This window comes from Peribacillus butanolivorans (assembly GCF_001273755.1).
Lineage (GTDB): Bacteria > Bacillota > Bacilli > Bacillales > DSM-1321 > Peribacillus > Peribacillus butanolivorans.
Genome location: NZ_LGYA01000001.1, coordinates 4,171,817 through 4,197,885, shown reverse-complemented (window position 1 = coordinate 4,197,885; position 26,069 = coordinate 4,171,817). Strand labels below are relative to the sequence as shown.

The following is a 26,069-nucleotide window of genomic DNA, read 5'->3' as shown; positions in this document are numbered from 1 at the left end:
TATGAAACTAGCTACTTTTATAAAAGGTGAAAATCAGAAATTGGCTGTTCAGATTGAGAATAACTTAATAGATATCGAAGAAACTGCTAAGAAGAATGAATGGAACAATATAGTAACAGATGTGATGCAAGTAATTGAATTCAATCAATCCGAACTAAAAGATTTTGAAATAAAGGTTAATGAAGCTGTCACAAATGGAAGTGCAGTCGCTATTGAAGAGGAAGGGATTATATACGGTCCTAGTGTTACAAAACCTCATAAAATCATTTGCGTCGGATTGAATTACAGAAGACACGCAGATGAAACCAATGCACCGTATCCTGAAGTGCCTATCTTGTTTAACAAATTTGATAATACGTTAACAGGTCATCAAAGTGAAATTGTTATACCAAATGTAACGAATGAACTGGACTATGAGGTTGAACTGGGAATTGTAATTGGCAAAAAGACAAAAAACGTAACACAAGAAGCTGCTCTTTCTCATGTTTTTGGTTATTGTACAGTCAATGATTTGTCTGCAAGAGATCTGCAAATGAGAACACAGCAGTGGCTACTTGGAAAAACCTGTGATGATTTTAGTCCAGTAGGACCTTTCTTAGTGACAGCGGACGAAGTAGGGGATCCAAACAACCTTAATTTGAAAACGTACGTAAATAATGAAATAAGACAAAACTCTAATACTTCCGATATGATTTTTTCTTGCGCAGAAATCGTAAGTTATATTTCCCAGCACATGACGTTAGAGCCGGGAGATCTTATTTTAACAGGTACACCTGAAGGAGTCGTATTAGGCTTACCGGCTGATCAGCGCGTTTATATTCAGCCAGGAGATGTGGTCACTGTTGAAATCGAAAAGCTTGGAACACTAACGAACAAATTTGTTCAAGAAAGTGAAAAGGTTTTGACTAATGCTTAAAGGAATCCCGCCTATTATTTCTCCAGAATTGATGAAAGTTATGATGGAGATGGGGCACGGTGATGAGATTGTACTTGCAGACGGAAACTATCCGGCTGCAAGTCATTCCAACCGGATAATCAATGGTCATGGACATGGCGTTGCTGATTTTTTACGGGCCATATTAGAATTTTTTCCACTAGATACGTATGTTACGTTTCCAGTCATGCTGATGAATCCTGTTCAAGGTGATGAAAAAAACCCTGAAATCTGGCAGACCTATGAAGATATAATAAAAAAAACGAGCGACTTTCCTGTCCAAATAGAAAAAATCGAAAGAATGGATTTTTACGAAAGAAGTAAGGCGGCATATGCCATTATCGCTACAAGTGAACGTGCACAGTATGCGAATCTTATATTGAAAAAAGGTGTACTTTAATTAGTGAATCTAAAAGGAGTGAGTTATTTGCAAAAAATTCCGAATATTATGTATGTTTATGCGATTTTTGGTGGCTTGGCTGGACTTTTATATGGTTTTGATTCTGGTGCCATTTCACCAGCGATTCCCTTTATTACCGAGGAATTTGGATTAAGCCCGGCCGGCCAAGGATTGATTGTAAGTTTCCTTCTTTTAGGAGCATTGCCTGCTATTGTTCTTTCAACCTCCTTATCTAAAGTATTAGGAAGGAAATCGCTCTTAATAGGAGCAGGCATTACGTTTATTGTTGGGTCTATTGGCTGTGCCTTCGCTACTAATGTAAGCGTTTTAATAGGATCGCGATTTATCCTTGGAATCGGATGTGGAATAGCCAATATGTGTTCGTTGATATATCTGGTTGAATTAGCTCCACCTAAAATCAGAGGATTAATTGGTGCATTATATCAATTAAGTGTAAATGTCGGAATTTTAAGTGCTTACATTGTAGGAGCTTCCTTTTCTGCTAGTGGTTCTTGGAGAATCATGCTAGGAATAGGTATTATTCCTGCTGCAATCTTTACGATTGGGATGCTAATCTCACCCGAAAGTCCACGTTGGCTAATGACTGCAGGAAAAGAAGAACGGGCAAGAAAAGTATTAATGAAACTAAGAGGATCGAAGAAAGAAGTGGAAGATGAAATAAGCGATATTAATTATTCACTAAAACAGCAAACTGTCGGATTCAAACATTTAGTTGGCCAGTATAAAAAGATTCTAAATATGAACTTCATATTAACGTTTTTTCAGGTCTTCACTGGGATTAATGCTGTAGTATACTTTGCTCCAATCATCTTTGAAGGAGTGGAAATTAACGGGTGGAGCGGATCGAATATAGCCAACTTCGGGATAGGTACCGCCTTAGTTATTTCCACGGCAATATCGTTATTCATTGTTGATAAACTGGGAAGAAAAACATTATTAATCTATAGTATTGGCGGGCAGGTCCTACCATTAATCGGTTTAGCACTATTTTCAGATTTTACGATATTTAGTATGGTTTGTGTGTTTTTATATGTATTCGCGTTTGGAATCGGTCTAGGTCCTGTATTCTGGCTATTCATACCTGAAGTGTTACCTTTGCAAGCAAGAGCGATCGGAATGGGAGTCATTACATTTTTACAGTACACATTGAATTTTCTTTTTTCGTATACTTTCCCGCCATTGTTAAGTGTCATTGGAAATAATGTCTTCTTAATATACGCGGTATTATCAATAGTTGCTTGCGTATTTATTCACTATAAAACACCAGAAACCAAAGGGAAAACTTTAGAAGAAATTGAAGAGTACTGGCGTCAGCAAGATATGGAAAAAGCTATTAAACCTGCTTAAGGGTTTAACCCTTCCAATACAAGAACTAAAGATAAATATTGAACTAACAGAAGAACATCTATTAGAAGAATATTCTTTTGCTGAGGGGACTGAGTAATGGGGAATTCTACTAAATAATTCTGTCAAAGGAACTGAAATAGGATAACCTTTTAAAATTGTAGTTGAAGGTTGATGGAGAATTTGATAAAATATAATTAATTTAAAAGACTATGTGTGACTGGCGAAACGCGGATAACCGTGAGGGAGCATATAGTGTCGTAGCCGTTCGCCTGGGCAGAGGTAAGGGAAATTATCCCTTGCCTCTTTCTGTTTATTAGGAGAGGATAGTGAAGACTTAAATCCATTATTAGAGAATACACAGATTTTTATGAAATTTGATTAGTAGCTTGCTTAACATCTTGTTAATTAATTTAGGAATTTAAAAACTATCATAAATTAAAAGAGGAGAAATAATATGAGCACATTAATTTTAGAAAAACTGAAAACAATCAAAACCTTAAATAATATTGCTGAAAGCGGGTTAAATGTATTCAATAAGGATAACTTTACTATCGACAATGACAGTGAAAATCCTGATGCTGTTGTTCTTCGTAGCTTTAACATGCATGCATTAGAATTAGGCGATAATTTAAAAGCAATCGCAAGGGCCGGAGCGGGTGTCAATAATATTCCCGTCGACAAATGCACAGAGCAAGGAATTGTTGTTTTTAATACCCCTGGTGCTAACGCTAACGCTGTAAAAGAAATGGTACTAACCTCTTTAATGGCTTCATCTCGTAACCTTTTTGCCGGTGTGGCCTGGACAAAGACGTTAGAGGGTGAAGGAGAACAAGTTCCAAAGCTTGTAGAAGCAGGAAAGAAACAATTTGTTGGAAAAGAAATCAAGGGAAAAACTCTTGGTGTAATCGGTTTAGGAGCGATCGGTGCGCTTGTAGCGAATGATGCACTAGGTTTAGACATGGATGTGATTGGATTTGACCCGTTCATCTCTGTCGATACAGCTTGGAACTTGTCCCGCAATGTACAGCGCGCTATGACGATTGAACAGTTGTTTGCTGAATCTGATTATATTACTGTACACGTGCCATTAACTGATGACACAAGAGGAATGTTTAACCAAGAAACATTTAGCATCATGAAACCGGGCGTACATATTTTGAATTTCTCACGTGGTGAGCTTGTGAATGAAACGGATATGGAAGCTGCACTTGAAAGCGGGAAAGTTGGCAGGTTTATTACAGACTTCCCGAATGAAAATGTATTGAAAATGAAAAATGTAGTTCCAATCCCACATCTTGGTGCCTCTACGCAAGAATCAGAGGAAAACTGTGCTATTATGGCAGCTCGTCAAGTGAAATTGTTCTTAGAAACAGGGAACATCAAAAACTCAGTGAATTTTCCAAACACTTCCCTTCCTTATACAGGAAAGCGTCGTGTGGCAACTTTCCACGAAAACGTTCCAAACATGGTTGGGCAGATCACACTGGCTATATCAGACTATAATTTGAACATCGCTGACATGGTTAACAGAAGCCGTGGGGGATACGCGTATACGATGATTGACATTGACGGTGAAGTAAACGGCGATATCATTCCTGGTTTAGAGGAAAAAATCAAACAAATCACAGGCATCGTTACAACTCGTATTATTTAACATACTTTAATGGAACAGGAAGAAAGCATACTTTCCTGCTCAAATGATAAATATTAGTACAAGCCTCAATTCCTTTAAGGAGTTGAGGCTATTTTTAACTTAGGCTTTGTTAAACAGTAATGCTGTTGATTTTTGAACAAATATAAGAGACTACTTATTGTGGTCTTCTATAGAACTAGCACCTGTTAGTATAAGAAAAGCGATTCCTATTAAAGAATCGCACCCGTTGGTTGAATGAGGAAAAGATGTAATCCTTTTAGTGACATGCTCAGATAACCTTACTTTTTATTTGCAGTTATTATTTTAATTTCCTATGCCGGGCGAATTCATTAATACAATTCTCCACCCATCTGGATCTTCAATTGTAACACCTGATTTTTCCCAATATGGATTTTCTGGAGATACTGAATCATAACCCATACCTTTCAATCTATTTGTGATTTCTTCAATGGTTTTACTTTCAGGAATATAGAAGACAAGCAGATTATCCTTTGTTGGAGCAGGACAAGGACTCCCATCTTTATGTTGAGTAAACTCTAAATGATAGTTTGAATTGGGAAGCCCAATCATAATACCGTCATATCCCTCGTGTCCTTCAAAAGAACCGATTTTTTTCAAGCCTAATCCCTCACAATAGAAGTTTACAACCTTTTTTAGTTGATCAGTAGGACGTGCAACTCGGATTTGCGCTACTTTCATTTCTTTTGGCCATTTATTTTCCATTGTCCCATTCCTCCCTGTATATCGTTCCATAATTAAATCTATTTCTTAGCACATTGCAACTTTAACATAAAAAGACTATTAATTGGATTTACCTTCCACTTTTTTTGTTGAGTTTAACCTGACCCGTTGGTTGCGTAAGAATAAGTGCCGATCTTGTCTTAAACAACATGATTTTTTTGCTCTAAGTAAAAGAATCGTCCCCTATGAATTACAAAGACGATTCCTTATGTGGATTGTTACTTATTATTTACATGATTAATCCGCCAATTCAAGCGTATACATATACAATTTTGGAACGGGGTTAATCCAGGCGCTTTCAAACACGAAAACAACTTTATAATTTTTGTTATCAGTATAGGTGACATAGTACATTCCCTCTTGCTCCTCTTCACTTACAGGTTTACCAATCAATCCCTTCAACTCAGATAAATGAATGGTTTGCAACTGAGGATCAAAATCATCAATGCCGGTAATCGTTTTTCTACCTGTTGAATCGTCATAGAGGAATCGAACATTACGGCTCCAATAATTGGCTGCAACGGTACTTAGATCTTCTGGTGGACCCCAGGCTTTTTCTACTTTTTTCAACGAATCACCAACAGAAAAAGGTTCACTGTTAATCGATTGTTGGGATTCATAAGCTAAACCCATGATTTTTCGAATCAAGAGATCTGGCGTGGACTTCGATGATTCTGAAGCAGCAGAAGCAAAAGCTGCCCCTCCGCTAAACATGAGAAAAGCAAGTGTTAAAATGGTGAAGCTTCGGATGAAACCTTTCACTTGTTTCAAAATTAAACACCCTTTCTAAACAGGAATTGACGAATCACCCTAAATATAATACGTCTTTTTCAAAAAAAAAGAACACTGAAAATTTTTGTTAATCCAGCAGTACTCTACAGGAGGGAATATACTGTTTCAACCGATGTCCCCGGAAATTTCTGATGCTCCAGTTAATCACTTATTAAAATAAAGAAAAATAATAGCTAAAATTATTACCCCTTTTATTAGTAGTAACAACAAAAACGGATTTAAAACGGTAAGCAAATATCCAAATTTCCCACTTCAACTAAACTCTCCCGTTAGCCATCCATGAAGCGCAAAAATCAGCGCTTCACCACAGAGAATGAAAATTGGTTTCTAGGTCGATAATGTTTTAATGGCTGGCGAAGAAGGTCGTTGAACTATGGTGCCTTTGAGCCCATCCGTTAGTCTGACTCCGACGACCACGGTGTACCACCGACTGTCGCGCCCTTTATGGGTAGCACTCATGGGAGATTAATCCTTTTTTGGTCGTCGCGCTAGCCTCTACTTAATTTGCTATAATTGGAGGTTTTTGTTTAACGATTTACCAAACTCAATCAGATCACTCATAAGGCTCAGCCTTTTTTAAAAAGCGTTTTTACTGGGTCTATTTTGTTGTGGTTTTTTCTGGATTTTGAGCTTTTTTAATTTTCATGGGAGTTAAGAGTCTTATTTTAAGAGGAAATGAAAATGAGTGATCAAACCGAAAAACAAGAACACTGGAACTAAGGATGGAATGGAGGGAAATGAGGTAGGTACGGCGAAAGTAATCTATAGAAATGTGTTGTAGATAAAAGGAGAGCAGCAAAATCAAATGTTAACGAATCAGATAATCTACTAATTACCATGAATTACGGTGAAGACTAGTCGCGCTGTTTGTAAAAAAAATCATGAAGGGGTGTCAAATATGCACAAAAAAGATTGTTCGAAAATGAAGTGCCAGTGTTTCATTGTACCTAACTACATTCTTGAGAATTTGGCACAAAATGAAGTAGAAGCAGCACGGATCAGTATAGCGAAAAGCCGTCAAGTGCGCAGACGTAGAATCATGAAAGAATATGATATTAACGGTGTTGTTGCTTTAACTGATGCAGGATCAGAACGTAAAGGTGAATCTGCTCGCCATGTTTATGATTGTAAAGGAGGGACCAAACTCCGACAGAATGAGGCTAGGAAAGAAGGAGATCGATCAAGTGGGGATTCTGTAGTTAACCATGCATATGATTATAGTGGAGTTGTGCGTGACTATTTTAAGGATGTTTTACACCGTAATTCAATAGATAACGAAGGCCTTGATCTAATTCTGAACGTTCATTATGGGGATAAATTTACAAATGCCTATTGGGACGGAGATGAAATGGTATTTGGTGACGGCGATGGGGTTATTTTTAGCAATTTTGCAAATTCACTTGATGTAATTGGACACGAACTTACACATGGTGTTACGCAGTTCACCAGTGGATTGGAGTATGAAGGCCAGTCAGGGGCTTTGAATGAACATCTCTCAGATGTGTTTGGAGTGACTATCAAACAATTTCATTTAAAGCAATCAGCACAAGAGGCGGATTGGTTAATCGGTGCTGATATAATGGGACCAACACTAAAAGGACAAGCTCTCCGTTCCATGAAAGCTCCAGGTACTGCATTTGATAATAAATTAATGGGGAAAGATATGCAACCTGATCATATGAAGAACTTCTATCGAGGAGAGCAAGATAATCATGGTGTCCATATCAATAGTGGGATACCAAACAAGGCTTTTTATCTTGTATCTATGGAGATCGGAACGGACAAAGCAGCTTTGATTTGGTTCAATGCGATGCAGAATTTATTTGCAACGGCGAATTTCAATCAATTCGTACAAATTGTTCTCAAGGCAGCACAAAAACTTGTTGATAGTGGAGAAGTTACTGATACAGCTATAAGAACAATTGAAGATGCTTTCAAAGCAGTTGGACTGCCTGAGTAGTTATATTCTATGAATAGGAGGCTTCATTCAACATGCATATCCAATTTAGCTGCATAGGGGGATTTGCCAACCTCGACTTGAATTTTCAAATAGATACAAATGAATTGCCGCAGGAGAAAAATGAAGAATTAAAGAATTTAATGAAGACAGCTGATCTTTCTAATCCTCATCTAAGTAAAATAGTCGGAGCTAAATCTCAAGGAGCGGACGCGTTTTCATATCAGCTGGATATAGTAAATGAAAAAAAGAAACAGTCCTTCTCATTTACTGACACAACAGCTCCAGAGGAAGTACGGCCCTTATTAGATTATTTACGTAATTTGGCCATTGAAATAAAAATGGCAGAATAACCTTAATCAAATTTTGGAGTTAATAAGGGTGGATTGAGGAAAGGTGTACCTAGATTAACCTAAAAAACAAGCGAAACTGAGCATTTCAGTTACGCTTGTTTTTGTGTAAAAGAACTATTTCATGTAAACACTTTTTTCAAATTCCGTTAAGGTTCTGTAAATACCATTGTTTTATCAGAATAAAAAGCTACGATAGAGGTGAAATAATAAAGAGGAGGAAAATGAATATGAATAAATGGTGGCTAACGATGTCTTTAGCTGTTGCTGTTGCTATGCCCTTTTCATCAACAAATGCTTCCGCTGAACAGGTTAAGAAGGAACCTAAAGTTATAGTGCCGATTGCAAAAGCGCACGCACACAATGATTATGAGCATGCACGTCCTCTCTATGATGCACTGGATCATGGGTTCACAAGTGTAGAAGCGGACGTCTGGCTAAAAGACGGTGAATTACTAGTAGCCCATGATGAAATCAATGTTAAACCAGAGCGGACACTTAAGTCCCTTTATTTAGATCCATTAAAAGAAAAAGTGAAGCAAAACAGAGGCTCTGTTTACAAAAATCGTGACCAAGATTTCTTACTGTGGATCGATATTAAATCCGAGGACAAAGCTACATATGAAGAAATCGATAAACAACTTGTAGAATACAAGAAAATGGTTACAAAATTTTCAAAATCAAAGGTAAACCAAGGTGCTGTTACCGTCATTATTTCTGGAAACCGACCGCGTGAGCTAATGGAAAACCAGAAGGTACGTTATGCCACATTCGATGGCCGAATGAGTGACCTGGGATCTGATGCACCTAATGAATTCATACCTGTAATCAGTGACAACTGGACAAAGTATTTTACATGGCAGGGTGTTGGTAAGATGCCTCAAGCTGAACGAGAAAAGCTGGATCATGTTGTCAAAACGGCGCATGCTAACGGCCAAATGGTTCGTTTCTGGGCAACTCCAGACGCAGCGTTACCAAACCGTGAAGCTGTATGGGATGAGATGCTAAAAGCAGGAGTAGACCTTGTAAACACAGATGACCTTCCAGCCTTACAGCAATACCTGCTTGAAAATGATCCACAACCTACGAAACAGCATATTAAGTGGTAGCCAATTCATATTCTTTATCAATAAACCAGACGATCCGTATCCTAGTGAAGCGAGTTATCTGGTTTATTTTTGACGCCAACTAAGCCATATTTCTTTGAAGTAAAACATATATCAAGATTCTTAGAGTGGAAAAAAATAATAGAAACCAATAAAAAAGTCTATCAAAAAATAGGCTTTTTTGCGTTCAAATCATATGTTCACCGAATGTTCACCGAAATTGCATCTCTACTCACTTTTCGCTTTGGTTTTACTTATTATTTCTATAAATAGACACAAATTAACCACTATATGTTGAAACTGACTAACAGTTTCCATGAGGAAATCAATCATTATAACTTTCTAATAGGATTTTATAAAGAGTAAGCCAATTAAACTTGAAATTTAGTCAGAAAGAGAACGAAATTTGGAAGAGATAAAAACGAGAGAAGTTTTACAAAAAAAGCAAAAAAAAGGATAATGGTCGAAGAGGTGAAATGAATGGCAAATCAAGATATGAAAGTTACAACTTCAGGGAAGAGTTTTATCCTATTTGGGAAGAAAATATTAATCTCGCAAGTCCAAATCTCAACATTAGAATCTTCTTTGCTCATACGTTTATCTACTCTACAAACATCATAATATCCCCCCTGAAGAAGCAATCAACCAACTGCTATCAAAAATCGCCTCACCTTGGAAACAAGATGATTCCTTGTTATCACTCATCAATGACCCTAAAAAGAGCGTCCACTATTATTTCATTTTAATCAATGACAAAACAAAATCGAAAGGCTAGTAAGATGGCTTTACACTTCTTTTAGGAGGTGAGGAAAATGTGATTTTGAAAAACAACAAAAATGGGGGGGGGACGGAATGGTTATTCGAAAGAATTATTTAATGAATAGGGAAACCGTTGCAATGATGGAACGGTATGATTCAAATGGGATAGAGATGACCACTATAGTGGAAGGAGAGAACACGTTCCATGTTGCACAGACACGCCAAGAAATCCTGAATAATACGCTAAATTATTTTGGATTGGATCTTGATGGCGGGCTTGCAGGAGCCAAATCTGTGCTTGGTGGAAAATACAGGCTGCCAGTCTGTATAAACGCCCAGCTTGGAATGGTCTGGTTCTCTTCCCGCTCATTCCGAAAAAGCGGAGGTGTTTGGTTTTCCTACATCCACATTCGTGACTTAGAGGAACTGAACGATAAAGAAACCTTAGTCCATACCAACTATGGGCATTGCCTTCCTGTATCCTTGAGTAAAAATCAGCTCGCCTTCAAAAGGGACCAAGCATCCTATTTGCATACGACCTTTCAAGAACGCTCTTTGGGCAAAAAGACCTTTTATTACGAACCGGGAAGCGGAATTACCTTTTGCAAAGAACCTGGGGAGGTTCATTACAGGGTGAAAGGGAATGAATCGTAAAATCAATGAGAGGAAGACCACCAAATTGGTGGTCTTTTTCATTTGGAAATGACTCATCTCTTGGTTTGATCTCTGCTGGCTTCAAGCTTGGTTTTAATAAAATCGATCCAAGTTCTAGTAGCGTAGGAGATATAGCTGTCTTTTTTCCAAGCGATACCGATTTGCCAATTTATATGGGGGATAAGTGGAATAACTTTGATCTTTCCTTCGCTTACATCAATTTCCTTTAGGTCACTTTGAGGGAGGATTGTTATTCCTTGATTAAAGGAGACCATTTCCATAATGAATTTCCACTGTGATGTTTCGCAAATAACGTTTGGTTCAAAGCCGTTTAGCTTACATGCTTGCATGATTAATTCATGAACTTGGTAGCCTTCCCGAAAGATGATGAAACTTTCTTCTCTTAAATTATCCCAGGATACGGTCTCTTGATTGGCAAGCGGGTGGTTCTGATGAACAACAAGACGTAAATCGCCTTTCATGAATGGAATGCTTTCAAACTCATCCTCAATGGGTAAGGGCATTACTACTAAATCTAGTTCGCCATTAAGTAATGTATTTTTTAAATGAAGGGCACCATCCTCAACGAATCGGACAGTGATAAGAGGATATTCTATGTGAAATAGAGCCATGAGTTCAGAGAAAATGTCCGTTCCAAGCGTTGAAAAAATGCCCATTTTTATATTTCCCTTTTTACTATTCTTAATATCATCTAATTCGTCATAAAAATGCTCGATCGATTGGGAAATGCGTTGCCCGTAATGATAGAGTAATTTTCCTGTATCGGTCAGTTCAATCTTCCTTGTGGTTCTAGTTAACAACTTAGCATCCAGTTCTTTTTCTAAATCTTTTATTGTTTTACTGATGTTTGGTTGTGATAAAAATAAGTGTTCAGCAGCTTTAGAGAAGCTTCCTTGGTTAACGACTTCGGTAAAATACTGTATTTGTTTAAAATCCATACCATCACGCCCTTATTTATTACTAAAATTTATAGAATATATCATTATTATATATTTCACTTATATTTTTTAAAATATTATATTTGAATAGTAGTTGTTGCTTAAAACAATTCGTAACGCATTTAATTTAGGGGGATGGGGAAACGGGAACGTAACAAATGCTTATGTCCAGGGGGAAATGAAAGTGGTATGGTTCATGAAACAACTGAAAACGGTGGTGCTGCACGCACTTGTTAAGGGGAAATTTTAATCTTCGTCTGTTTAACAAAATAATGAAGTAGTGATCCAAAGAAAACCAAATGAAAATTTTCATTGGTGTTTTTTTATGAATGATACTTCTTATTGAGTTGAAATGGTCACTCTATAGCAATATACACTACATGCGAATTTATCTTACAAAATAAAGATAGAGACAGGAGAAAACACATTATGGGTACAATCGGTATTTTAATTGCGATTGCTCTAATCGTCATTCTAGCAATGAAGGGTTTTAGCATCGTATTTATCGCCCCGCTTGCCTCAATTGTCGTCATTGTGACGAATGGCATGAATTTCTTTCCTTCTTTAATTGGAAATGAAACATCATTTATGACAGGGCTAACGGGCTTTTTAATAAATTTCTTTGGCGTATTTTTATTAGGTGCAATTTTAGCACAGTATATAGAGAAAAGTGGCGCAGCACAGGCAATCGCAGAGAAGGTACTATCCATCACAGGTACAGAAAAACCCTTTTCCGTATTAATTGCAATTTATGCGATCAGCGCTATTTTAACTTTCGGTGGTATTAGTTTATTTGTCGTTTTATTTGTGGTGGTTCCATTAGCGAAACCTTTATTTAAGCAATTAAATATCGGATGGAATTTAGTCGTTATTCCCGTATTTATGGGGATTGGGACATTTACGATGACGATGCTTCCTGGGACACCATCGATTCAAAACGTTGTCCCAACGACTTACTTAGGCACTACTTTAACTGCAGCTCCTTTAATGGGGATTGCCGCAACAATTGTTGCCATTGTAGTAGGGATCTTTTATTTAAGGTATGCGTTGAATAAAAGCTTGGCAAATGGTGAAACTTTTGCTACTTATGCACAAGAAGATAAGGGTAAAGCCATTTTAAAAGAAAAAATCCCTTCATTCTTTATAAGTATTTTACCGATTCTTATATTAATTATTATTATTTTTACAGGGAGTGCAATGAAGGTTGCCAATATCGTATTAATTGGCTTGGCGGCAGCAATTATAGTATCGGCTGCATTTTTCCACAAATACATTCCGTCACACAAGGCTGCACTTAGCTTAGGTGCGAATGGTTCAATCACGCCTATTTTCTTCACAGCAACAACTGTTGCGTTTGGTGTAGTGATTACCATGGCACCAGGGTTTAAAGTGATTTCAAATTTCATTTTAGGAATTCCGGGTAACCCATTAATTAGCTTAACAGTCGCTTCAGCCGCACTTGGTGCCATTACAGGTTCTTCATCAGGAGGACTAGGAATTGCGATGGAGGCATTCGCGCAGTCTTATCTAGCTATGGGTGTGAATCCAGATGCGATGCACCGTATTTCAGCGATTGCTTCATCTGTATTTACAGGCTTACCACATGCTGGTGCTATTCTTTCATTGTTCGCATTAACAGGCTTGAATCATAAAAATGCCTTTAAATATTCTTTCTATAGCATGACATTACCAAACATAATCGGACTAATCGTCGCATTGGTGATTGGTATTATGTTCTATTGATCACAAAAATCTAGTGATAAAAAGTCTATCTACTACTAAGAAATCGAAAAACGAGTACAGGACAAGCTTACATGTAAGAAGGCTACCACATTTTAAGGAGGTGATTAAGAATGGAGAAATCAATGCGTGATCAAGTAGTTGGTACATGGTCATTGGTTTCATACGAAACGCAAGACGCTGATGGACACGTGATTTATCCTTTGGGTAAAGATGCAAAAGGTTTCATTATGTATAATCCAGATGGCTATATGTCAGCTCAACTCATGGCATCTGGGCGTCCTGCTTATCAATCTGGAGACTTGCACTCAGGGACTCTAGAAGAAATGGCTACAGCTGCGCATGGGTATTTGGCCTATTCAGGACAGTTTGAAGTAGATGAAGAAAACCATCAGTTAATACATCATATGGATGTCAGTTTGAATCCAACTTGGCTTAATCAGGCTCAGCCTCGTATCGCGAAAATTGAGGGAGACCAAGTGGTTATTTTCAATGGTCTTCATCCAGAAGACAAACTTATTTGGAAACGAGTAACTAAACATTAAAGTTAAATCGAAAATATGAACAAAGGGAGATAGGGATTATGGCAAACGAACGCACAGTAATCGTAACAGGGGCAGCACAAGGGATTGGATACGCTATTGCAGAATCTTTCATCAATAATGGAGATTTTGTAGCAATCTTTGATTTAAATGAAGAAGCAGCTATAAGTGCAGCTGAAAAACTAGGCAATGCAAAAGGCTACAAAGTAAACGTAGCAGACGAACCAAACGTAAAAGCTGCTGTCGAACAAGTCATTGCTGAACGTGGTACAGTTGACGTATTAGTCAATAATGCAGGACTTCAATTCATTTCTCCAATCGAAGACTTCCCTGTAGAAAAATGGGATCTTGTAAATGATGTTATTTTAAAAGGAACATTCTTATTGACTAAACATGCACTACCAGCTATGCAAAAACAGAAAAAAGGACGTATTATCAATATTTCCTCAGCTCACGGAAGAATTCCAGATGCTTATAAATCTGCTTATTGTGCTGCTAAATTTGGCCAAGTTGGCTTTACGAAAGTAACAGCATTAGAAAACGCATTGAAAGGTATCACATGTAATACGATTGAGCCAGGCCCAGTACGTACAGAATTAATCGAAAAACAACTACCAAAACTTGCAGAACAAGATGGAACAACTGTAGAAGAGGCTCTAAACCACCACATCCTAGGTAAACAATGGATCAAACGTTTACTAGAGCCTTCAGAAATTGGTGCTACAGCTGTATTCTTAGCTTCAGACGGTGCAGGAGCCATCACAGGCGAAGAAATAGGCGTTGCAGGCGGGATTTAATTTTACCGACTTATCCCCTATAAATATAAAGGAGCATGATTTCCGCGGAAATCATGCTTTTTGGTTACTTTACTTGTATGGGAATCTTTAAACAAATACCATCCCACTCTATGTACCGTTTCCTCACTTTACTTGCGATAACATCGTTTTATAAATTCCATCGTTCGTAAAAATATATATCGTTTCACCGTATGGCTATACGGCGGATAATTTTTTTACGATTCTCATAACATATTGAATACGACTGCCTTTTTTAAATGTTTGTCCTTTTCTGTGGAAAATGTACCCGGGATTTCCTTTTATTAAAAAGGGTAGTTAAAAAAGTTCATCTAATATAACGACAAAGTATCCAACTACGTCATAAACTGTTATATAATGTTTGAAGTGCATATTTTTGATTAAATAAAATAACTAAAACGGGGGATATTCCCAGAGTTCGAAAATCTGACGTTATTTTGAAATATCTGCAAAAGAAGGGGGAACATTTTTCATGTCTAAAATAATCCAGCACAGTGCAACTAAGAAGCGTGGCGGTTCACTGATAACGGCAAACCAAAGCCTTAACCTTTGCAAGAAGCTGGATAAAGATCTTGGTGTTATATAATAGTTGATATTTAAATCTATAAATAATAGTGATATACTATATAGGGTTAAAAATGCATACAGAAAAGGTGTGTTCCTTGGTTGCGTCTTGGCTTACCGTGACGCTTAAGCAGGAGCGTCTACATCCTTTCTGCAAATCTTGGGTATAAGGATATGGTAAAAATGAGTAACAGACAAACTGAAACAGACGTTATCTTAATTGGTGCCGGAGTCATGAGTGCGACTTTGGGGACATTGCTAAAAGAGTTAGTACCGGACTGGAAAATTACAGTGTTTGAGAAACTCGCAGACGCAGGAGAGGAAAGCTCTAACGAGTGGAATAATGCGGGTACCGGGCATTCTGCACTTTGCGAGCTTAACTATACTGTCGAAAAACCGGATGGATCCGTAGATATTAGCAAAGCTATAAAAATTAATGAACAGTTTCAGCTTTCAAGACAGTTCTGGTCTTATCTTGTAAATAGCAATCTGATACGTAATCCGCAGGACTTTATCATGCCATTGCCTCATTTGAGTTACGTACATGGGGAAGAAAATGTAAAGTTTTTGAAAAAACGTTTTGAAGCAATGTCAAACAATCCATTGTTTGAAGGAATGGAATTTTCCGATGATCCGGAAAAACTGATGGAATGGATTCCAGTTATGTTGAAAGACAGAACTTTAAATGAACCTATAGCAGCAACAAAAATCGATTCTGGAACAGATGTCAACTTTGGCGCCTTAACGCGTCTGTTGTTTGACCACTTAAAGACTAAGAATGTCGATTTAAACTATAAACATAGTGTTAATAATATTAAACGTACTAGCGACGGATTGTGGGAATTGAAAGTGAAAAACCTCGATAGCGGTACTGTCGAACGCCATACTGCAAAATTCGTCTTTATCGGCGCCGGGGGAGGAAGCTTGCATTTACTGCAAAAAACCGGTATTCCTGAAGGAAAACATATTGGAGGATTCCCGGTAAGTGGAATATTCATGGTATGTAACAATCCGGAAATTGCAGAGCAGCATCATGGAAAAGTATACGGAAAAGCTTCGGTTGGTGCTCCGCCAATGTCTGTTCCGCATCTTGACACAAGATATATCAACAACAAAAAATCGTTGCTATTTGGACCGTTTGCTGGCTTCTCACCAAAGTTTTTGAAAAATGGCTCAATGCTCGATTTGGTAACTTCAGTAAAACCGGATAATCTCGTAACTATGTTGGCAGCAGGCGCAAAAGAGATGTCATTGACAAAATACCTGATCCAGCAACTTATGTTATCGAAAGAACAGCGCATGGAAGAATTACGTGAGTTTGTTCCGAACGCCAAAAGCGAAGATTGGGATTTAGTGGTAGCTGGCCAACGTGTGCAAGTTATCAAGGATACTGTTGAAGGCGGCAAAGGAACACTTCAATTTGGTACGGAAGTGGTTAGTGACGCTGATGGCACGATAGCTGCATTACTAGGCGCTTCTCCTGGTGCTTCTACCGCTGTTCACGTTATGCTTGAAGTAATGAGAAAATGCTTCCCGCAACATCTAAAAGAGTGGGAACCGAAATTAAAAGAAATGATACCTTCTTATGGGGTGTCACTAGTGGAGAACCCAGAGCTTTTCCACGAACTTCTTACTTCAACAGCGCAGGCGCTTGGACTAAACGAAGACTTGCCGAACCAAGTTAATTCTTTAGATGCAGAAACAAAGTCACTTCAAAAAGCTTAAGCAACATTTTTCATCAAAGGACAATGTTTTCTTGATGAAGAGATTGAAAAGGCAATGAATGAAAAATAAAACATGGAACCTTCGATCTATATATGGATTGAAGGTTCTTTTTTTGGAATTTGCAGTTAGAATGGGCACGGAGAACCGGATCACAGGTGATGGTAAGCAAAAAATGGGGGGATTCCACCTACCTTGATCAAAACTGGGGTAAGGGTAAAATGATTTTTTAACAGCATATAAATGAGAGAGTAGTGGAGTGAATGACGCTGGATAGTCTTTTTGGGGCTATCCATTTTTTAATCCTGGATTATTCAGTATTTTACTCACCCTGCAGAACAAACAAGCCCTCTCTATAAAGGGGGGATTTAGGCTGTAGACAAACTCGATAATTGATTTCCACTCCAGGCACTCGCTTTCCGCGGGTGGTCCGGAAGCCTCCTCGGCGCTGCCTGCGGGGTCTCCCTTGGACGCACTATTCCCGCAGGAGTCTCACGCCTTCCGTTTCAATCACATTTGTTTTAAAAATTAGAAGCCCTCTCTATAAAGATCGGTATGGGTGGATAGGATCTGCCGTTATGTCATGGGATGCTACGAATCGCCGTTGATGAGAGTGTCACAGCTGCCATGAAATCAGTGACTAGCAAATCAGTGAGGCTTTCAAATATGTACATAGTCATAAAAATAACCAGTCAAGCTACTTGCTCAACTGGTTACTGACTTTACATGTTAAATTAGAGTTAAAAACGACGATTTAATATGGCAACTGATGTGCAATATACATTGATATAATTCAGAGATTGTGATAAATTAGTATAGAAACACATTTATAAATATATAAAAACAGTTTACCCCTTACTATAAGTATAAGGTAAAACTCACCTCTAGTCAACCCCTAATTTCTCATTTTTTAAAGGAGTGTCTGATATGAACAATGAAATTCGGCAGGAGCAAGAACGTTTGGATGAGGTGATAGAAACAATTACGAAGCAAATCAGCAAAATAGAAGGTGAAACTTCCCAGCGTAGAAAAGAAGTTGTTAATATCCGTAAACACTTTTGGGATGACCTCAAGGTTAATATGGATACTTTCGATGATTACCTCGAGACGATCATTGGTTTAAGACAGCAGGCTCAAGACTTGTCACAAAGCGAAGGCGCACATAGATATGCCTTCAAGAGGTTGTCAACACTGCGCCGCATGCAGGAAGTGCCTTATTTCGGCCGAATTGATTTAACTGAAGAAGGGTCTTCCCTTACGGAACATATTTATATTGGGACCTCCACTCTTGCTGATACAACAGGAGAAAACTTCATTGTCTACGATTGGAGGGCTCCGATTTCGAGTGTCTATTATGACTATCCTCCCGGCCCTGTAGAATATTCAACTCCCGGAGGCATAATTCGGGGGATGTTAGAGAAAAAGTGGCAATATATCATCAAGGGAGGGGTTATCGAATCAATGTTCGATACGAGTCTCACTATTGGAGATGAGATACTGCAGCAGGTGCTTGGTAAGGGGACGGATAAGCATATGCACAGTATTGTGTCCACTATTCAACGGGAGCAAAATAGGATCATCCGGAACGATCGCGGACGTCTGCTCATTGTTCAAGGAGCCGCTGGCAGTGGTAAGACATCTGCTGCCCTCCAACGGATCGCTTACTTGCTTTACAAGTATCGAGATAGGCTAAAAGCCAATCAAATCATTCTATTCTCTCCTAACTCAATGTTTAATAACTACGTATCCAATGTACTACCCGAACTTGGCGAAGAGAATATGCAGCAGGTAACATTCCAGGAATATTTGGATCATCGTCTGACTGACTCATTTCAAGTTGAGGACCCTTATGAGCAATTAGAATTTTTGTTAACTGCAGCGGATGATCCTTCCTATAGCACTAGGACAGCGAGTATCCGATTTAAGGCTTCAATTCGCTTCTTTGAGATAATCAAAACATACAGTCAATCACTAGAATTATCTGGAATGATCTTTAAAGGGTTAAGGTTTCGAGGGGAAATGCTCGTCTCCGCCAAACAAATCTCAGAAAGATTTTATAACACAGACACCACCCTACGTTTTCACAATAGGATTGAAAAGTTGAAAGAGTGGTTATGTGACTTACTTGATGAAAGGGAAAAGGTTGAGTTGAAACAACCTTGGGTCCAGGAGGAAATCGAGTATCTTAGCAAAGAAGACTATCAGAAGGTATACACCTACTTAGAGAAAAAACGCGGCCATACTGAAGATTCCTTTGACGATTATGAGAAAGAGAATAAAATGCTCGCGCGCATGATTGTTCGTAAGAAATTGAAGACGTTACGAAAACGGATAAAAGCACTTCATTTTATCGACATTAAGGGAATATACAAGCAACTTTTTGACGATCAAACACGTATCGATCTGTGGAACGAGGGTAAAACACCTGTCGAAAGGGAAATTTGCTTATCAACGCAAAAAATGCTGGACGAAGGTAAACTGCATTACGAAGACGCGACTCCATTTTTGCTGCTGAAGGAGCTAATCCTAGGATTTCAGACAAATACCTCTATAAAATACGTACTTGTAGACGAAGCACAAGATTATTCTCCATTTCAATTCGAGTTTTTGAAAAGGTTGTTTCCTTCTGCAAGGATGACCGTGCTTGGTGACTTTAACCAGGCAATATTCGCTCATGCCAGCGAACGGGTAGATTTCCAGACTCTTACCAGTTTATATGGAATAAGTGAAACCGAGAGTATAACCTTGGCTCAAAGCTACAGATCCACAAAGCAGATTATAGAATTTACACGTGAACTAGTTCCTGAAGGCCGTCGAATTAAGGCGTTCGACCGTGAAGGCGAAAAACCTGTACTGACTCAAGTGTCGAACCGTGATGAATTGCACGACAAAATCGTGTCTAAAGTCAAAGACTTTCAAGGTCGTGAGTATAATACAATCGCAATAATATGTAAATCTGCTGCGGAAAGTGCCGCTGCATACGATGCCCTTAGTACTATCGGTGAAATTAAACTCGTACAGAAAGGCACAAATGAATATGAACAGGGTGTTGTTGTCATTCCGGCTTATTTGGCTAAAGGCATCGAATTTGATGCTGTCATCATTTATGATGCATCTGTGCAATCATACGGTGATGAGAGCTTACGAAGATTGTTCTACACCGCATGTACCAGGGCTATGCATAACTTGCAGATTTATACTGTGGGCGAACCCAGTCCTTTCTTGTTCAACGCTGCAACGGATAGTTTACTTCTGACATTGGATTAACAAAGAGGGCCCCAAATATGGAAAACAGCTTTTTGAAACCTGTGTAGACTTTAGTTCTATGCAGGTTTTTTATTGGGATAAAACTTTATAAGTTCCTGATTGCAGGGATACGTTCACAGAAAGAAACGACCTCCATTTTAATTTACAACAGTTCGGACATAATATACTTGGAGGTGAAGGAAATGAGTAAAAAGACAGCAGGAAGAGGCCAAATCGCACCAAGTGCTAACCCGCAGGGACATGGAAAAGATGTCGAATTCGCCACTGAGCCCAAAAGTGAGCTTGAAAACAAGGCAAAAAAGTCCAATACAAAATAAGTGTATTGGGAAAAATATGGTCATACTTCGTAAAGAATGCCCTTCTCTTAATCGAGAGGGGCTTTTATAATCTAAGAAGGCTCTAATCATTTTATTGATTATGGAAAAAACCCCTATCCTAAGTCTACGATTTTTGTCGATGAATCATACGTTTTTGGAGCAGTGGAATGTGAAAGAATAGAAGGATGCTACCGTTAAAAAAACACCAAATACATTTGTCGCTGTGCTAATATGAAAGACTGAGCTTAATAAAATGGAGAGGAGTTACAAATGAAAATAAATCGATTAATAGCGAACAATATAAACCATTTAGATTCATCACTACCAGACGACCAATCATTAGGAATTGCTGGGTTATCCGGTTCCGGGAAAACGACTTTTTGTCAAACCATTGGGGAAGAATCCAAGAAGCGTCTCGTTTCCTTATTGCCCAAGTCTGAATATCAGTATTTATTTCCTAATATTATGGAAACCAACTTCAGCGCCATCAAGATGGAAGAAATGCCGCTGGTCCTTTTTCTCGGCAAATCATCCATTTCAGCCAATCCCCGTTCAACCATTGGCACACATACTGGTGTGTTTAAAGAGATTCGTGTTTGTCTTGCAGAAAAATTCAATCTTTCTCCGGAAGTTTTTTCATTTAATAATGCCTTAGGCTGGTGCCCCACTTGTAAAGGACGCGGTACAACGAAAAATGTCGAATGTCCAAAGTGTGAGGGGAAGCGCTACAATCAAGAAGTCGAGCAATATACCATTGAATTATTAGATCGTCCGCATACTATTTCCGATATTAACAACTTAAGCATTGAAACGATCCTTTCACTTGCAGAGACATTACATATTAGTGAAGCTAAACAGCATATTCTCCAAAATATAATCAATATGAATATTGGTTATTTAGGCTTAAATCGTATTATGGGGACAGTTTCAGGGGGAGAATTAACACGGCTTTATTTGGCCGAATTCATGGCAACAAGTGAAAATACCGTGATCATCATTGATGAGATCTCCGTCGGTCTTGATCATCAAACCCTTTTGAAGATTTTAGAACAGATTAAGCAATTAGGTTATAAAAATCAAATTTGGCTCATTGATCACTCAGACACGGTGTTAGATAGCACAGATGAACAATTGTTCTTTGGACCTGGCAGCGGGAAATATGGCGGGAAAATTGTTGAGGAATCACCACGTCCCAAACCAATCAGCTGGGAACGAAATGAAGCAACGCCAACGGAATACTATCAATTTCAGGATCTTTACTGCCGTAATATTCAAATGGAAGAAATCCGGATTCCTAATAATAGGCTCGTTACCTTTACGGGTGAGTCAGGCTGCGGTAAATCTACACTTGTCAATGAATGTATCTCCAAGGATTTTCAGAAGCGGTATCCAAAGGATAAGCTGGTCATGGTCGGGCAGGACCGAAACAAATCGATTACCAGTCGATCAACCGTTGCGACGTTTCTTGATATTAAAAAGAAACTTACCAAATACAGTGATGAAATTGATGATATCTTTCAGCGTTCGATTGAAGATATTATCGAAGAATTGCCAAAGGAAGACATCGCTCATAAACGCTTGAGCTTATTGATCAAACTTGGACTTGGTTATTTGACGTTAGAAAGAAAAACACAAACACTATCGACTGGTGAATTTCAATGTGTCCACTTAGTTTCCGAGCTTTTCGCGAAGACAAGAAACCCACACACGCTGTTTATTTTTGACGAGCCTTCAAAAGGGTTATCGCAAAATATTTTAAACCAATTCATTGATAGTGTCAGGGTCATCCTGGAGGATGAATCAGTCTCCATCATCATGATTGAACATAATGGTTATATGCTGGAAAGCTCAGATTATATCGTTGATTTTGGTAAAAGACAGCTTGCGCCTGTCCAGCATCTTGACGTTGTCAGTCATGATGAGCATTATCGACACAAAAACAGTGAAGATCGAGTGGAGCCATTGCAAATCTCTTCCACACTTCGGTCAAAAAATGGCATCAATTATTTACAGGAAAATCATCTGGACTATTTTAAAAAGGCAGAGAACGTCTATAAGGGCGGCATTTTAAAAAGCTTATCACCAATTGCTCGTGTGATTTATGGTGAATACGAGTCAGACACGATCGCACCTGTGATTGCCATCGATCTTGAACGGCACTTGTACAGTCAATATACGTTTCTTTATGAATTGGGCGGAATGATCAACCATCTAGTGGCAGCACATCCGACCAATAAAGATACAAGAAGCTTCGATTTCTATTCTGCAGAAAATCATTGTCCAAGCTGTTCTGGCCGCAGGGTCATTGAAAAATTTGACTTTGATGTCGTCATTCAAGACAAAAACGTGCCATTCTGGGATGGCTTATTACATCCAGACGTGATGGAAGTACTAAAGTTTTATCAACATTCAAAGCTGCAATTCCTGTTTGATGAGATCAAGAATGAACTCGGTCACGACATTAGTAAAAGCTATAATGAGATGACAGATGCCGAAAAGCAGACCTTCTTATATGGGTATTGGGAAAAGTCCTTTTACGATAAAGTAGGCAAGGCATCAAGGACATGGGAAGGATTCAATTTCATCATTGGACGTTATATGTTCATATCGAAATCGATCATTAAAGAGCAGATGAAAGCATCAAAAGAGATGATCGCCTGTCCTGTCTGTCAAGGAACGGTCCTGAACCATCATAAAAAACTAACGTTTGGTGATACAGACATTCGCGAGATCATCCAACAGCCGATTGATCAAGTCATCAAAATTGTAGGGAAGCTGCCAGAACTGGAAAAACTAAAAACGATTGTGGGCGGCGATATCGCACTTACAGATGATGTCTCATTCCTTCCTCGGGAAACAAAAGCTGAGTTGAAAATGCTCGAACTGGAACTGGCAAGCTTCGTCGGGTATGAAGTGGTTTTACAAAATACCCTGCCATTCTGGGGCAGCATTAAAGGCAATATCGAAGCAATCAGCAGCAAAAACCAAATCACCATCTGTGACTTTGCCAATATTAACGAAACAAGAGAAACCATTATTGATAAATATTTCACCAATGGCAAATACAAAAAACTAACCTATGTCTATGAAGCATTTGGCTACAAAAAAATCGTTACCCAAATCAATAAAATTAAAGCAAGTCATAAATGCCCATTCTGTAATGGCAAGAAAGTCATTTCAGAAGATAACATCCATGACGGTGTGTATAAATTAACGATACCCTGTGTGAGTTGTCATGCCAGTGGCATCGATGATGAAGGTCGTAAAGCAATCGTCGAGGACATCAACGTGCAGACCTGGCTGACGGGAAAAGTAAAAGATGCCGTGGCTGAAAGTGAACGTACTGACGCCGTTGCCGATATTCCCATTTTCGCTCGGATCCGTGAATTGAACAAACGAGATATGATGGCGGTTTATCAATGCCTTGAACAGAATAAATAAATTTTACTGACTTAGCAGCACTCTATTGATAAAAAGTCCGCCGATAATGGCGGACTTTTTTTAGAAGCTCAGGTGATCCTAGATTATTCAAATGGACCCAAGAATATATAAGTTCAGTTGTTAATTTGGTTTTACATAGTAAAGTAAATATAATATAGGTAGAGGTGATTCTCATTGAAACAATGGACAAAAGAAATAGAAATAAACGCTCCAATTGAACAGGTTTGGAAGTTTCTTGATGGTTCTGTAGAAAATATGCAACAAATCATGCCTCAAGTAGTTGAACAGAAGCCCATTAAAATAACGGAAGAAGTGGTTGGAAGTGTATATCGCCAAAAATATAGAGAAGGAAAACGAACAGAAGAGTATGATATAGAAACATTAGAATATTCGAATGCAACGAATGAGAAAAAGCTAAAAGTAGGCTTTACACTTGCTAAAATGTTTGAAATTACAGCTTTTTATGAACTAAATAAAATCAATGATAATAAGACTTCCTTTACATATACAGTCACCAATCGCCCTTTAAAGTGGTTTGTGAAATTATTTTTATTGTTTGCTACCGATAAAGTGGTAGTTGAATTTTTAGAACGTGTCAAAAATGTAGCTGAAGCAGAAACAAGTAGATAATGATTTTGTTAAGTCAATCTTCCGCAATCGACACAATAACACAGATAGAAAATGATCCATCTTTTTTCAAGATGGATTCAGACTGAAATACAAGCCCATGTTTCAAAGGCACTATATGATGCCAATAAAAAAAGCGACCTGATAAAGACTTGATCGCTTGTGAAAGATAAGGATTATTCAAAAGACCCTTCCGCAAGAAGGGTCTCTTTTTTTAAAGGTGAAATGTTACTGCAAGTTAAGGCAAATGATTATCCCTAAAACAAAAAAACGCGTTAGGTCCATGCTGAACGTCTCCTGTTTTTTTAAAAATCGGGTTGTTATTTCATTCAGCGATAGCAAAATGTATTGGCTTCTGTTATACCTCAATCTCCATCCCGATGTTCCGTTCTTTCGATTGGCAGTAAACACCTTTTGCCACAGCGAGGTCAAAGTAAGCAGCACCGACTGATTTAAAGAAGGTAATTTCCTCTTCATTTTCCCTGCCTGTTTTGGTCAGCATAACAAGTTCATAAAGCTCCCCATGAACATCATTGAACGACCAATTTCCCCGCTTGGCTGCATGAATGAGTTCTCCTGCTTCATCCTTCACGCCCGCCAAATCGTCGACGATAATTTTAGCAGCGCGTGATACCGTGGTATTATCCACTTCTTTCATATGCGGCAAATAAGACCCGACCCCGTTAATGTGTGTGCCCGGCTTTAAATCCATCCCGTTAAATACAGGCTCGTTCGAGCGGGTTGCACAGCAAATAATATCTGCTTGACGAACAGCTGCTGAAACATCTTCGAAAACTTCAAAAGGAATGGTTACTCCGAATGCCCGCAGCTTTTCACCGAATTTCTGCGCTTTCTCTGGTGTACGATTTACTAATAAAATACGCTCAATGTCCCTTACGGCTAACACACCAATTGCTTGTTCAAATCCCATAGCTCCTGTTCCAATAATCGTGAGAACCCGGGCGTCTTTACGAGCAAGAAAGTCTGTGGCAATGCCGCTCAATGCCCCCGTTCTGAGACGTGTTAAATATGAGGCATTCAACAATGCTAAATGTTCGCCATTTTCTGCATCTGACAGCAAGATGACTCCTTGTGTTGTTGCCATCCCCCTTGAAGGATTCTTTGGAAAAATGGTAACAATTTTGACCGCCGAAACTTCTTCAGATAAATCAGCGCTTGGCATGTAAAGTGCTGATGCCTCGTGTTGAGGGAAATCAAGAACTGTACGATGAGGGTTGTCTATTCTTCGAGCACCATGTGCACGTAATACGGCTTTTACATCCGATATTGCGTCTTTCATTCCATATGATTGTTGAATTTCCTTCTCACTTATAACCAACATTCAATTGTCCTCCTTAAA

21 protein-coding genes and 1 riboswitch are annotated in these 26,069 nt (G+C 38.6%); of the genes, 16 read left to right on the top strand and 5 right to left on the bottom strand.

The window, feature by feature from the left end:
- The first annotated feature begins 1 nt into the window (after position 1).
- From AKG34_RS19355 to AKG34_RS19340, 4 genes are all read left to right on the top strand, one after another.
- Positions 2-916: a fumarylacetoacetate hydrolase family protein gene (locus AKG34_RS19355; protein WP_053347603.1), complete on the top strand. Its 915-nt coding sequence runs from the start codon at positions 2-4 to the stop codon at positions 914-916.
- On the top strand, positions 909-1,334 hold the full coding sequence (gene fucU, locus AKG34_RS19350) for an L-fucose mutarotase (RefSeq protein ID WP_053347602.1): 426 nt from the start codon (positions 909-911) through the stop codon (positions 1,332-1,334). The genes AKG34_RS19355 and fucU overlap by 8 nt, the downstream gene beginning before the upstream one ends.
- Before the next feature lie 27 nt (positions 1,335-1,361).
- Positions 1,362-2,702: a sugar porter family MFS transporter gene (locus AKG34_RS19345; protein WP_200964801.1), complete on the top strand. Its 1,341-nt coding sequence runs from the start codon at positions 1,362-1,364 to the stop codon at positions 2,700-2,702.
- A 203-nt stretch (positions 2,703-2,905) separates the two neighbouring features.
- A riboswitch (ZMP/ZTP riboswitch) is annotated at positions 2,906-2,984 on the top strand.
- Positions 2,985-3,156: 172 nt separating this feature from the next.
- Positions 3,157-4,356: a phosphoglycerate dehydrogenase gene (locus AKG34_RS19340; protein WP_053347601.1), complete on the top strand. Its 1,200-nt coding sequence runs from the start codon at positions 3,157-3,159 to the stop codon at positions 4,354-4,356.
- A gap of 303 nt (positions 4,357-4,659) precedes the next feature.
- Here the strand turns inward: AKG34_RS19340 and AKG34_RS19335 are convergent, their stop codons facing one another.
- Positions 4,660-5,079 carry a VOC family protein gene (locus tag AKG34_RS19335; protein WP_098175535.1) on the bottom strand — a complete coding sequence of 140 codons (420 nt, stop codon included), beginning with the start codon at positions 5,077-5,079 and terminating at the stop codon, positions 4,660-4,662.
- Between the two features lie 255 nt (positions 5,080-5,334).
- Positions 5,335-5,859 (bottom strand): DUF4309 domain-containing protein, encoded by a 525-nt coding sequence (locus tag AKG34_RS19330; RefSeq protein WP_236695025.1) that lies wholly within the window; start codon positions 5,857-5,859, stop codon positions 5,335-5,337.
- Positions 5,860-6,787: 928 nt separating this feature from the next.
- Here AKG34_RS19330 and AKG34_RS19325 point away from each other — a divergent pair.
- From AKG34_RS19325 to AKG34_RS19310, 4 genes are all read left to right on the top strand, one after another.
- Positions 6,788-7,849 carry a M4 family metallopeptidase gene (locus AKG34_RS19325; RefSeq protein ID WP_053347599.1) on the top strand — a complete coding sequence of 354 codons (1,062 nt, stop codon included), beginning with the start codon at positions 6,788-6,790 and terminating at the stop codon, positions 7,847-7,849.
- Between the two features lie 32 nt (positions 7,850-7,881).
- Positions 7,882-8,199: a protealysin inhibitor emfourin gene (locus AKG34_RS19320; RefSeq protein ID WP_053347598.1), complete on the top strand. Its 318-nt coding sequence runs from the start codon at positions 7,882-7,884 to the stop codon at positions 8,197-8,199.
- Positions 8,200-8,426: 227 nt separating this feature from the next.
- Entirely contained in the window at positions 8,427-9,305 is an 879-nt protein-coding gene (locus tag AKG34_RS19315) for a phosphatidylinositol-specific phospholipase C/glycerophosphodiester phosphodiesterase family protein (protein WP_053347597.1), read from the top strand.
- Between the two features lie 849 nt (positions 9,306-10,154).
- Positions 10,155-10,715 carry a competence protein ComK gene (locus tag AKG34_RS19310; RefSeq protein ID WP_053347596.1) on the top strand — a complete coding sequence of 187 codons (561 nt, stop codon included), beginning with the start codon at positions 10,155-10,157 and terminating at the stop codon, positions 10,713-10,715.
- 53 nt (positions 10,716-10,768) lie between these two features.
- Here the strand turns inward: AKG34_RS19310 and AKG34_RS19305 are convergent, their stop codons facing one another.
- Entirely contained in the window at positions 10,769-11,674 is a 906-nt protein-coding gene (locus AKG34_RS19305; RefSeq protein WP_053347595.1) for a LysR family transcriptional regulator, read from the bottom strand.
- Positions 11,675-12,103: 429 nt separating this feature from the next.
- On the opposite strand from AKG34_RS19305, the gene AKG34_RS19300 reads away from it, so the two are divergent.
- The 8 genes from AKG34_RS19300 to AKG34_RS19265 all read left to right on the top strand — a co-directional run bounded on the left by AKG34_RS19300 (position 12,104) and on the right by AKG34_RS19265 (position 24,712).
- Entirely contained in the window at positions 12,104-13,417 is a 1,314-nt protein-coding gene (locus tag AKG34_RS19300) for a GntP family permease (protein WP_053347594.1), read from the top strand.
- A 110-nt stretch (positions 13,418-13,527) separates the two neighbouring features.
- Positions 13,528-13,959: a lipocalin-like domain-containing protein gene (locus tag AKG34_RS19295; RefSeq protein ID WP_053347593.1), complete on the top strand. Its 432-nt coding sequence runs from the start codon at positions 13,528-13,530 to the stop codon at positions 13,957-13,959.
- 38 nt (positions 13,960-13,997) lie between these two features.
- Complete coding sequence (locus AKG34_RS19290; RefSeq protein ID WP_053347592.1) at positions 13,998-14,753, top strand: 3-hydroxybutyrate dehydrogenase; 756 nt, start codon at positions 13,998-14,000, stop codon at positions 14,751-14,753.
- A gap of 765 nt (positions 14,754-15,518) precedes the next feature.
- A complete protein-coding gene (locus AKG34_RS19285; protein ID WP_053347591.1) occupies positions 15,519-17,060 on the top strand; it encodes a malate:quinone oxidoreductase in 1,542 nt (513 codons plus the stop codon).
- A gap of 924 nt (positions 17,061-17,984) precedes the next feature.
- Positions 17,985-20,324, top strand: a complete 2,340-nt coding sequence (gene helD / locus AKG34_RS19280; protein WP_053347590.1) for an RNA polymerase recycling motor HelD — start codon at positions 17,985-17,987, stop codon at positions 20,322-20,324.
- A gap of 182 nt (positions 20,325-20,506) precedes the next feature.
- Positions 20,507-20,641, top strand: a complete 135-nt coding sequence (sspL, locus tag AKG34_RS19275; protein WP_053347589.1) for a small, acid-soluble spore protein L — start codon at positions 20,507-20,509, stop codon at positions 20,639-20,641.
- Between the two features lie 270 nt (positions 20,642-20,911).
- The gene (locus AKG34_RS19270; protein WP_053347588.1) at positions 20,912-24,082 is read left to right on the top strand and encodes an ATP-binding cassette domain-containing protein; all 3,171 of its coding nucleotides are present in this window, start codon (positions 20,912-20,914) and stop codon (positions 24,080-24,082) included.
- Between the two features lie 174 nt (positions 24,083-24,256).
- The gene (locus AKG34_RS19265) at positions 24,257-24,712 is read left to right on the top strand and encodes an SRPBCC family protein (protein ID WP_053347587.1); all 456 of its coding nucleotides are present in this window, start codon (positions 24,257-24,259) and stop codon (positions 24,710-24,712) included.
- 13 nt (positions 24,713-24,725) lie between these two features.
- On the opposite strand, the gene AKG34_RS28090 is transcribed toward AKG34_RS19265, so the two are convergent.
- Both AKG34_RS28090 and AKG34_RS19255 read right to left on the bottom strand, forming a co-directional pair.
- Positions 24,726-24,893 (bottom strand): hypothetical protein, encoded by a 168-nt coding sequence (locus AKG34_RS28090; protein WP_161804954.1) that lies wholly within the window; start codon positions 24,891-24,893, stop codon positions 24,726-24,728.
- Positions 24,894-25,067: 174 nt separating this feature from the next.
- Positions 25,068-26,051, bottom strand: a complete 984-nt coding sequence (locus AKG34_RS19255; protein WP_053347585.1) for an ornithine cyclodeaminase family protein — start codon at positions 26,049-26,051, stop codon at positions 25,068-25,070.
- Between the last annotated feature and the right edge of the window lie 18 nt (positions 26,052-26,069).

What these genes read in the sequence shown, in the direction of transcription:
- AKG34_RS19355 (WP_053347603.1), top strand. Translation starts at nt 2, where the DNA reads ATGAAACTAGCTACTTTTATAAAAGGTGAAAATCAGAAATTGGCTGTT.
- fucU (WP_053347602.1), top strand. Translation starts at nt 909, where the DNA reads ATGCTTAAAGGAATCCCGCCTATTATTTCTCCAGAATTGATGAAAGTT.
- AKG34_RS19340 (WP_053347601.1), top strand. Translation starts at nt 3,157, where the DNA reads ATGAGCACATTAATTTTAGAAAAACTGAAAACAATCAAAACCTTAAAT.
- AKG34_RS19335 (WP_098175535.1), bottom strand. Translation starts at nt 5,079, where the DNA reads ATGGAAAATAAATGGCCAAAAGAAATGAAAGTAGCGCAAATCCGAGTT.
- AKG34_RS19325 (WP_053347599.1), top strand. Translation starts at nt 6,788, where the DNA reads ATGCACAAAAAAGATTGTTCGAAAATGAAGTGCCAGTGTTTCATTGTA.
- AKG34_RS19320 (WP_053347598.1), top strand. Translation starts at nt 7,882, where the DNA reads ATGCATATCCAATTTAGCTGCATAGGGGGATTTGCCAACCTCGACTTG.
- AKG34_RS19315 (WP_053347597.1), top strand. Translation starts at nt 8,427, where the DNA reads ATGAATAAATGGTGGCTAACGATGTCTTTAGCTGTTGCTGTTGCTATG.
- AKG34_RS19310 (WP_053347596.1), top strand. Translation starts at nt 10,155, where the DNA reads ATGGTTATTCGAAAGAATTATTTAATGAATAGGGAAACCGTTGCAATG.
- AKG34_RS19305 (WP_053347595.1), bottom strand. Translation starts at nt 11,674, where the DNA reads ATGGATTTTAAACAAATACAGTATTTTACCGAAGTCGTTAACCAAGGA.
- AKG34_RS19300 (WP_053347594.1), top strand. Translation starts at nt 12,104, where the DNA reads ATGGGTACAATCGGTATTTTAATTGCGATTGCTCTAATCGTCATTCTA.
- AKG34_RS19295 (WP_053347593.1), top strand. Translation starts at nt 13,528, where the DNA reads ATGGAGAAATCAATGCGTGATCAAGTAGTTGGTACATGGTCATTGGTT.
- AKG34_RS19290 (WP_053347592.1), top strand. Translation starts at nt 13,998, where the DNA reads ATGGCAAACGAACGCACAGTAATCGTAACAGGGGCAGCACAAGGGATT.
- AKG34_RS19285 (WP_053347591.1), top strand. Translation starts at nt 15,519, where the DNA reads ATGAGTAACAGACAAACTGAAACAGACGTTATCTTAATTGGTGCCGGA.
- helD (WP_053347590.1), top strand. Translation starts at nt 17,985, where the DNA reads ATGAACAATGAAATTCGGCAGGAGCAAGAACGTTTGGATGAGGTGATA.
- sspL (WP_053347589.1), top strand. Translation starts at nt 20,507, where the DNA reads ATGAGTAAAAAGACAGCAGGAAGAGGCCAAATCGCACCAAGTGCTAAC.
- AKG34_RS19270 (WP_053347588.1), top strand. Translation starts at nt 20,912, where the DNA reads ATGAAAATAAATCGATTAATAGCGAACAATATAAACCATTTAGATTCA.
- AKG34_RS19255 (WP_053347585.1), bottom strand. Translation starts at nt 26,051, where the DNA reads ATGTTGGTTATAAGTGAGAAGGAAATTCAACAATCATATGGAATGAAA.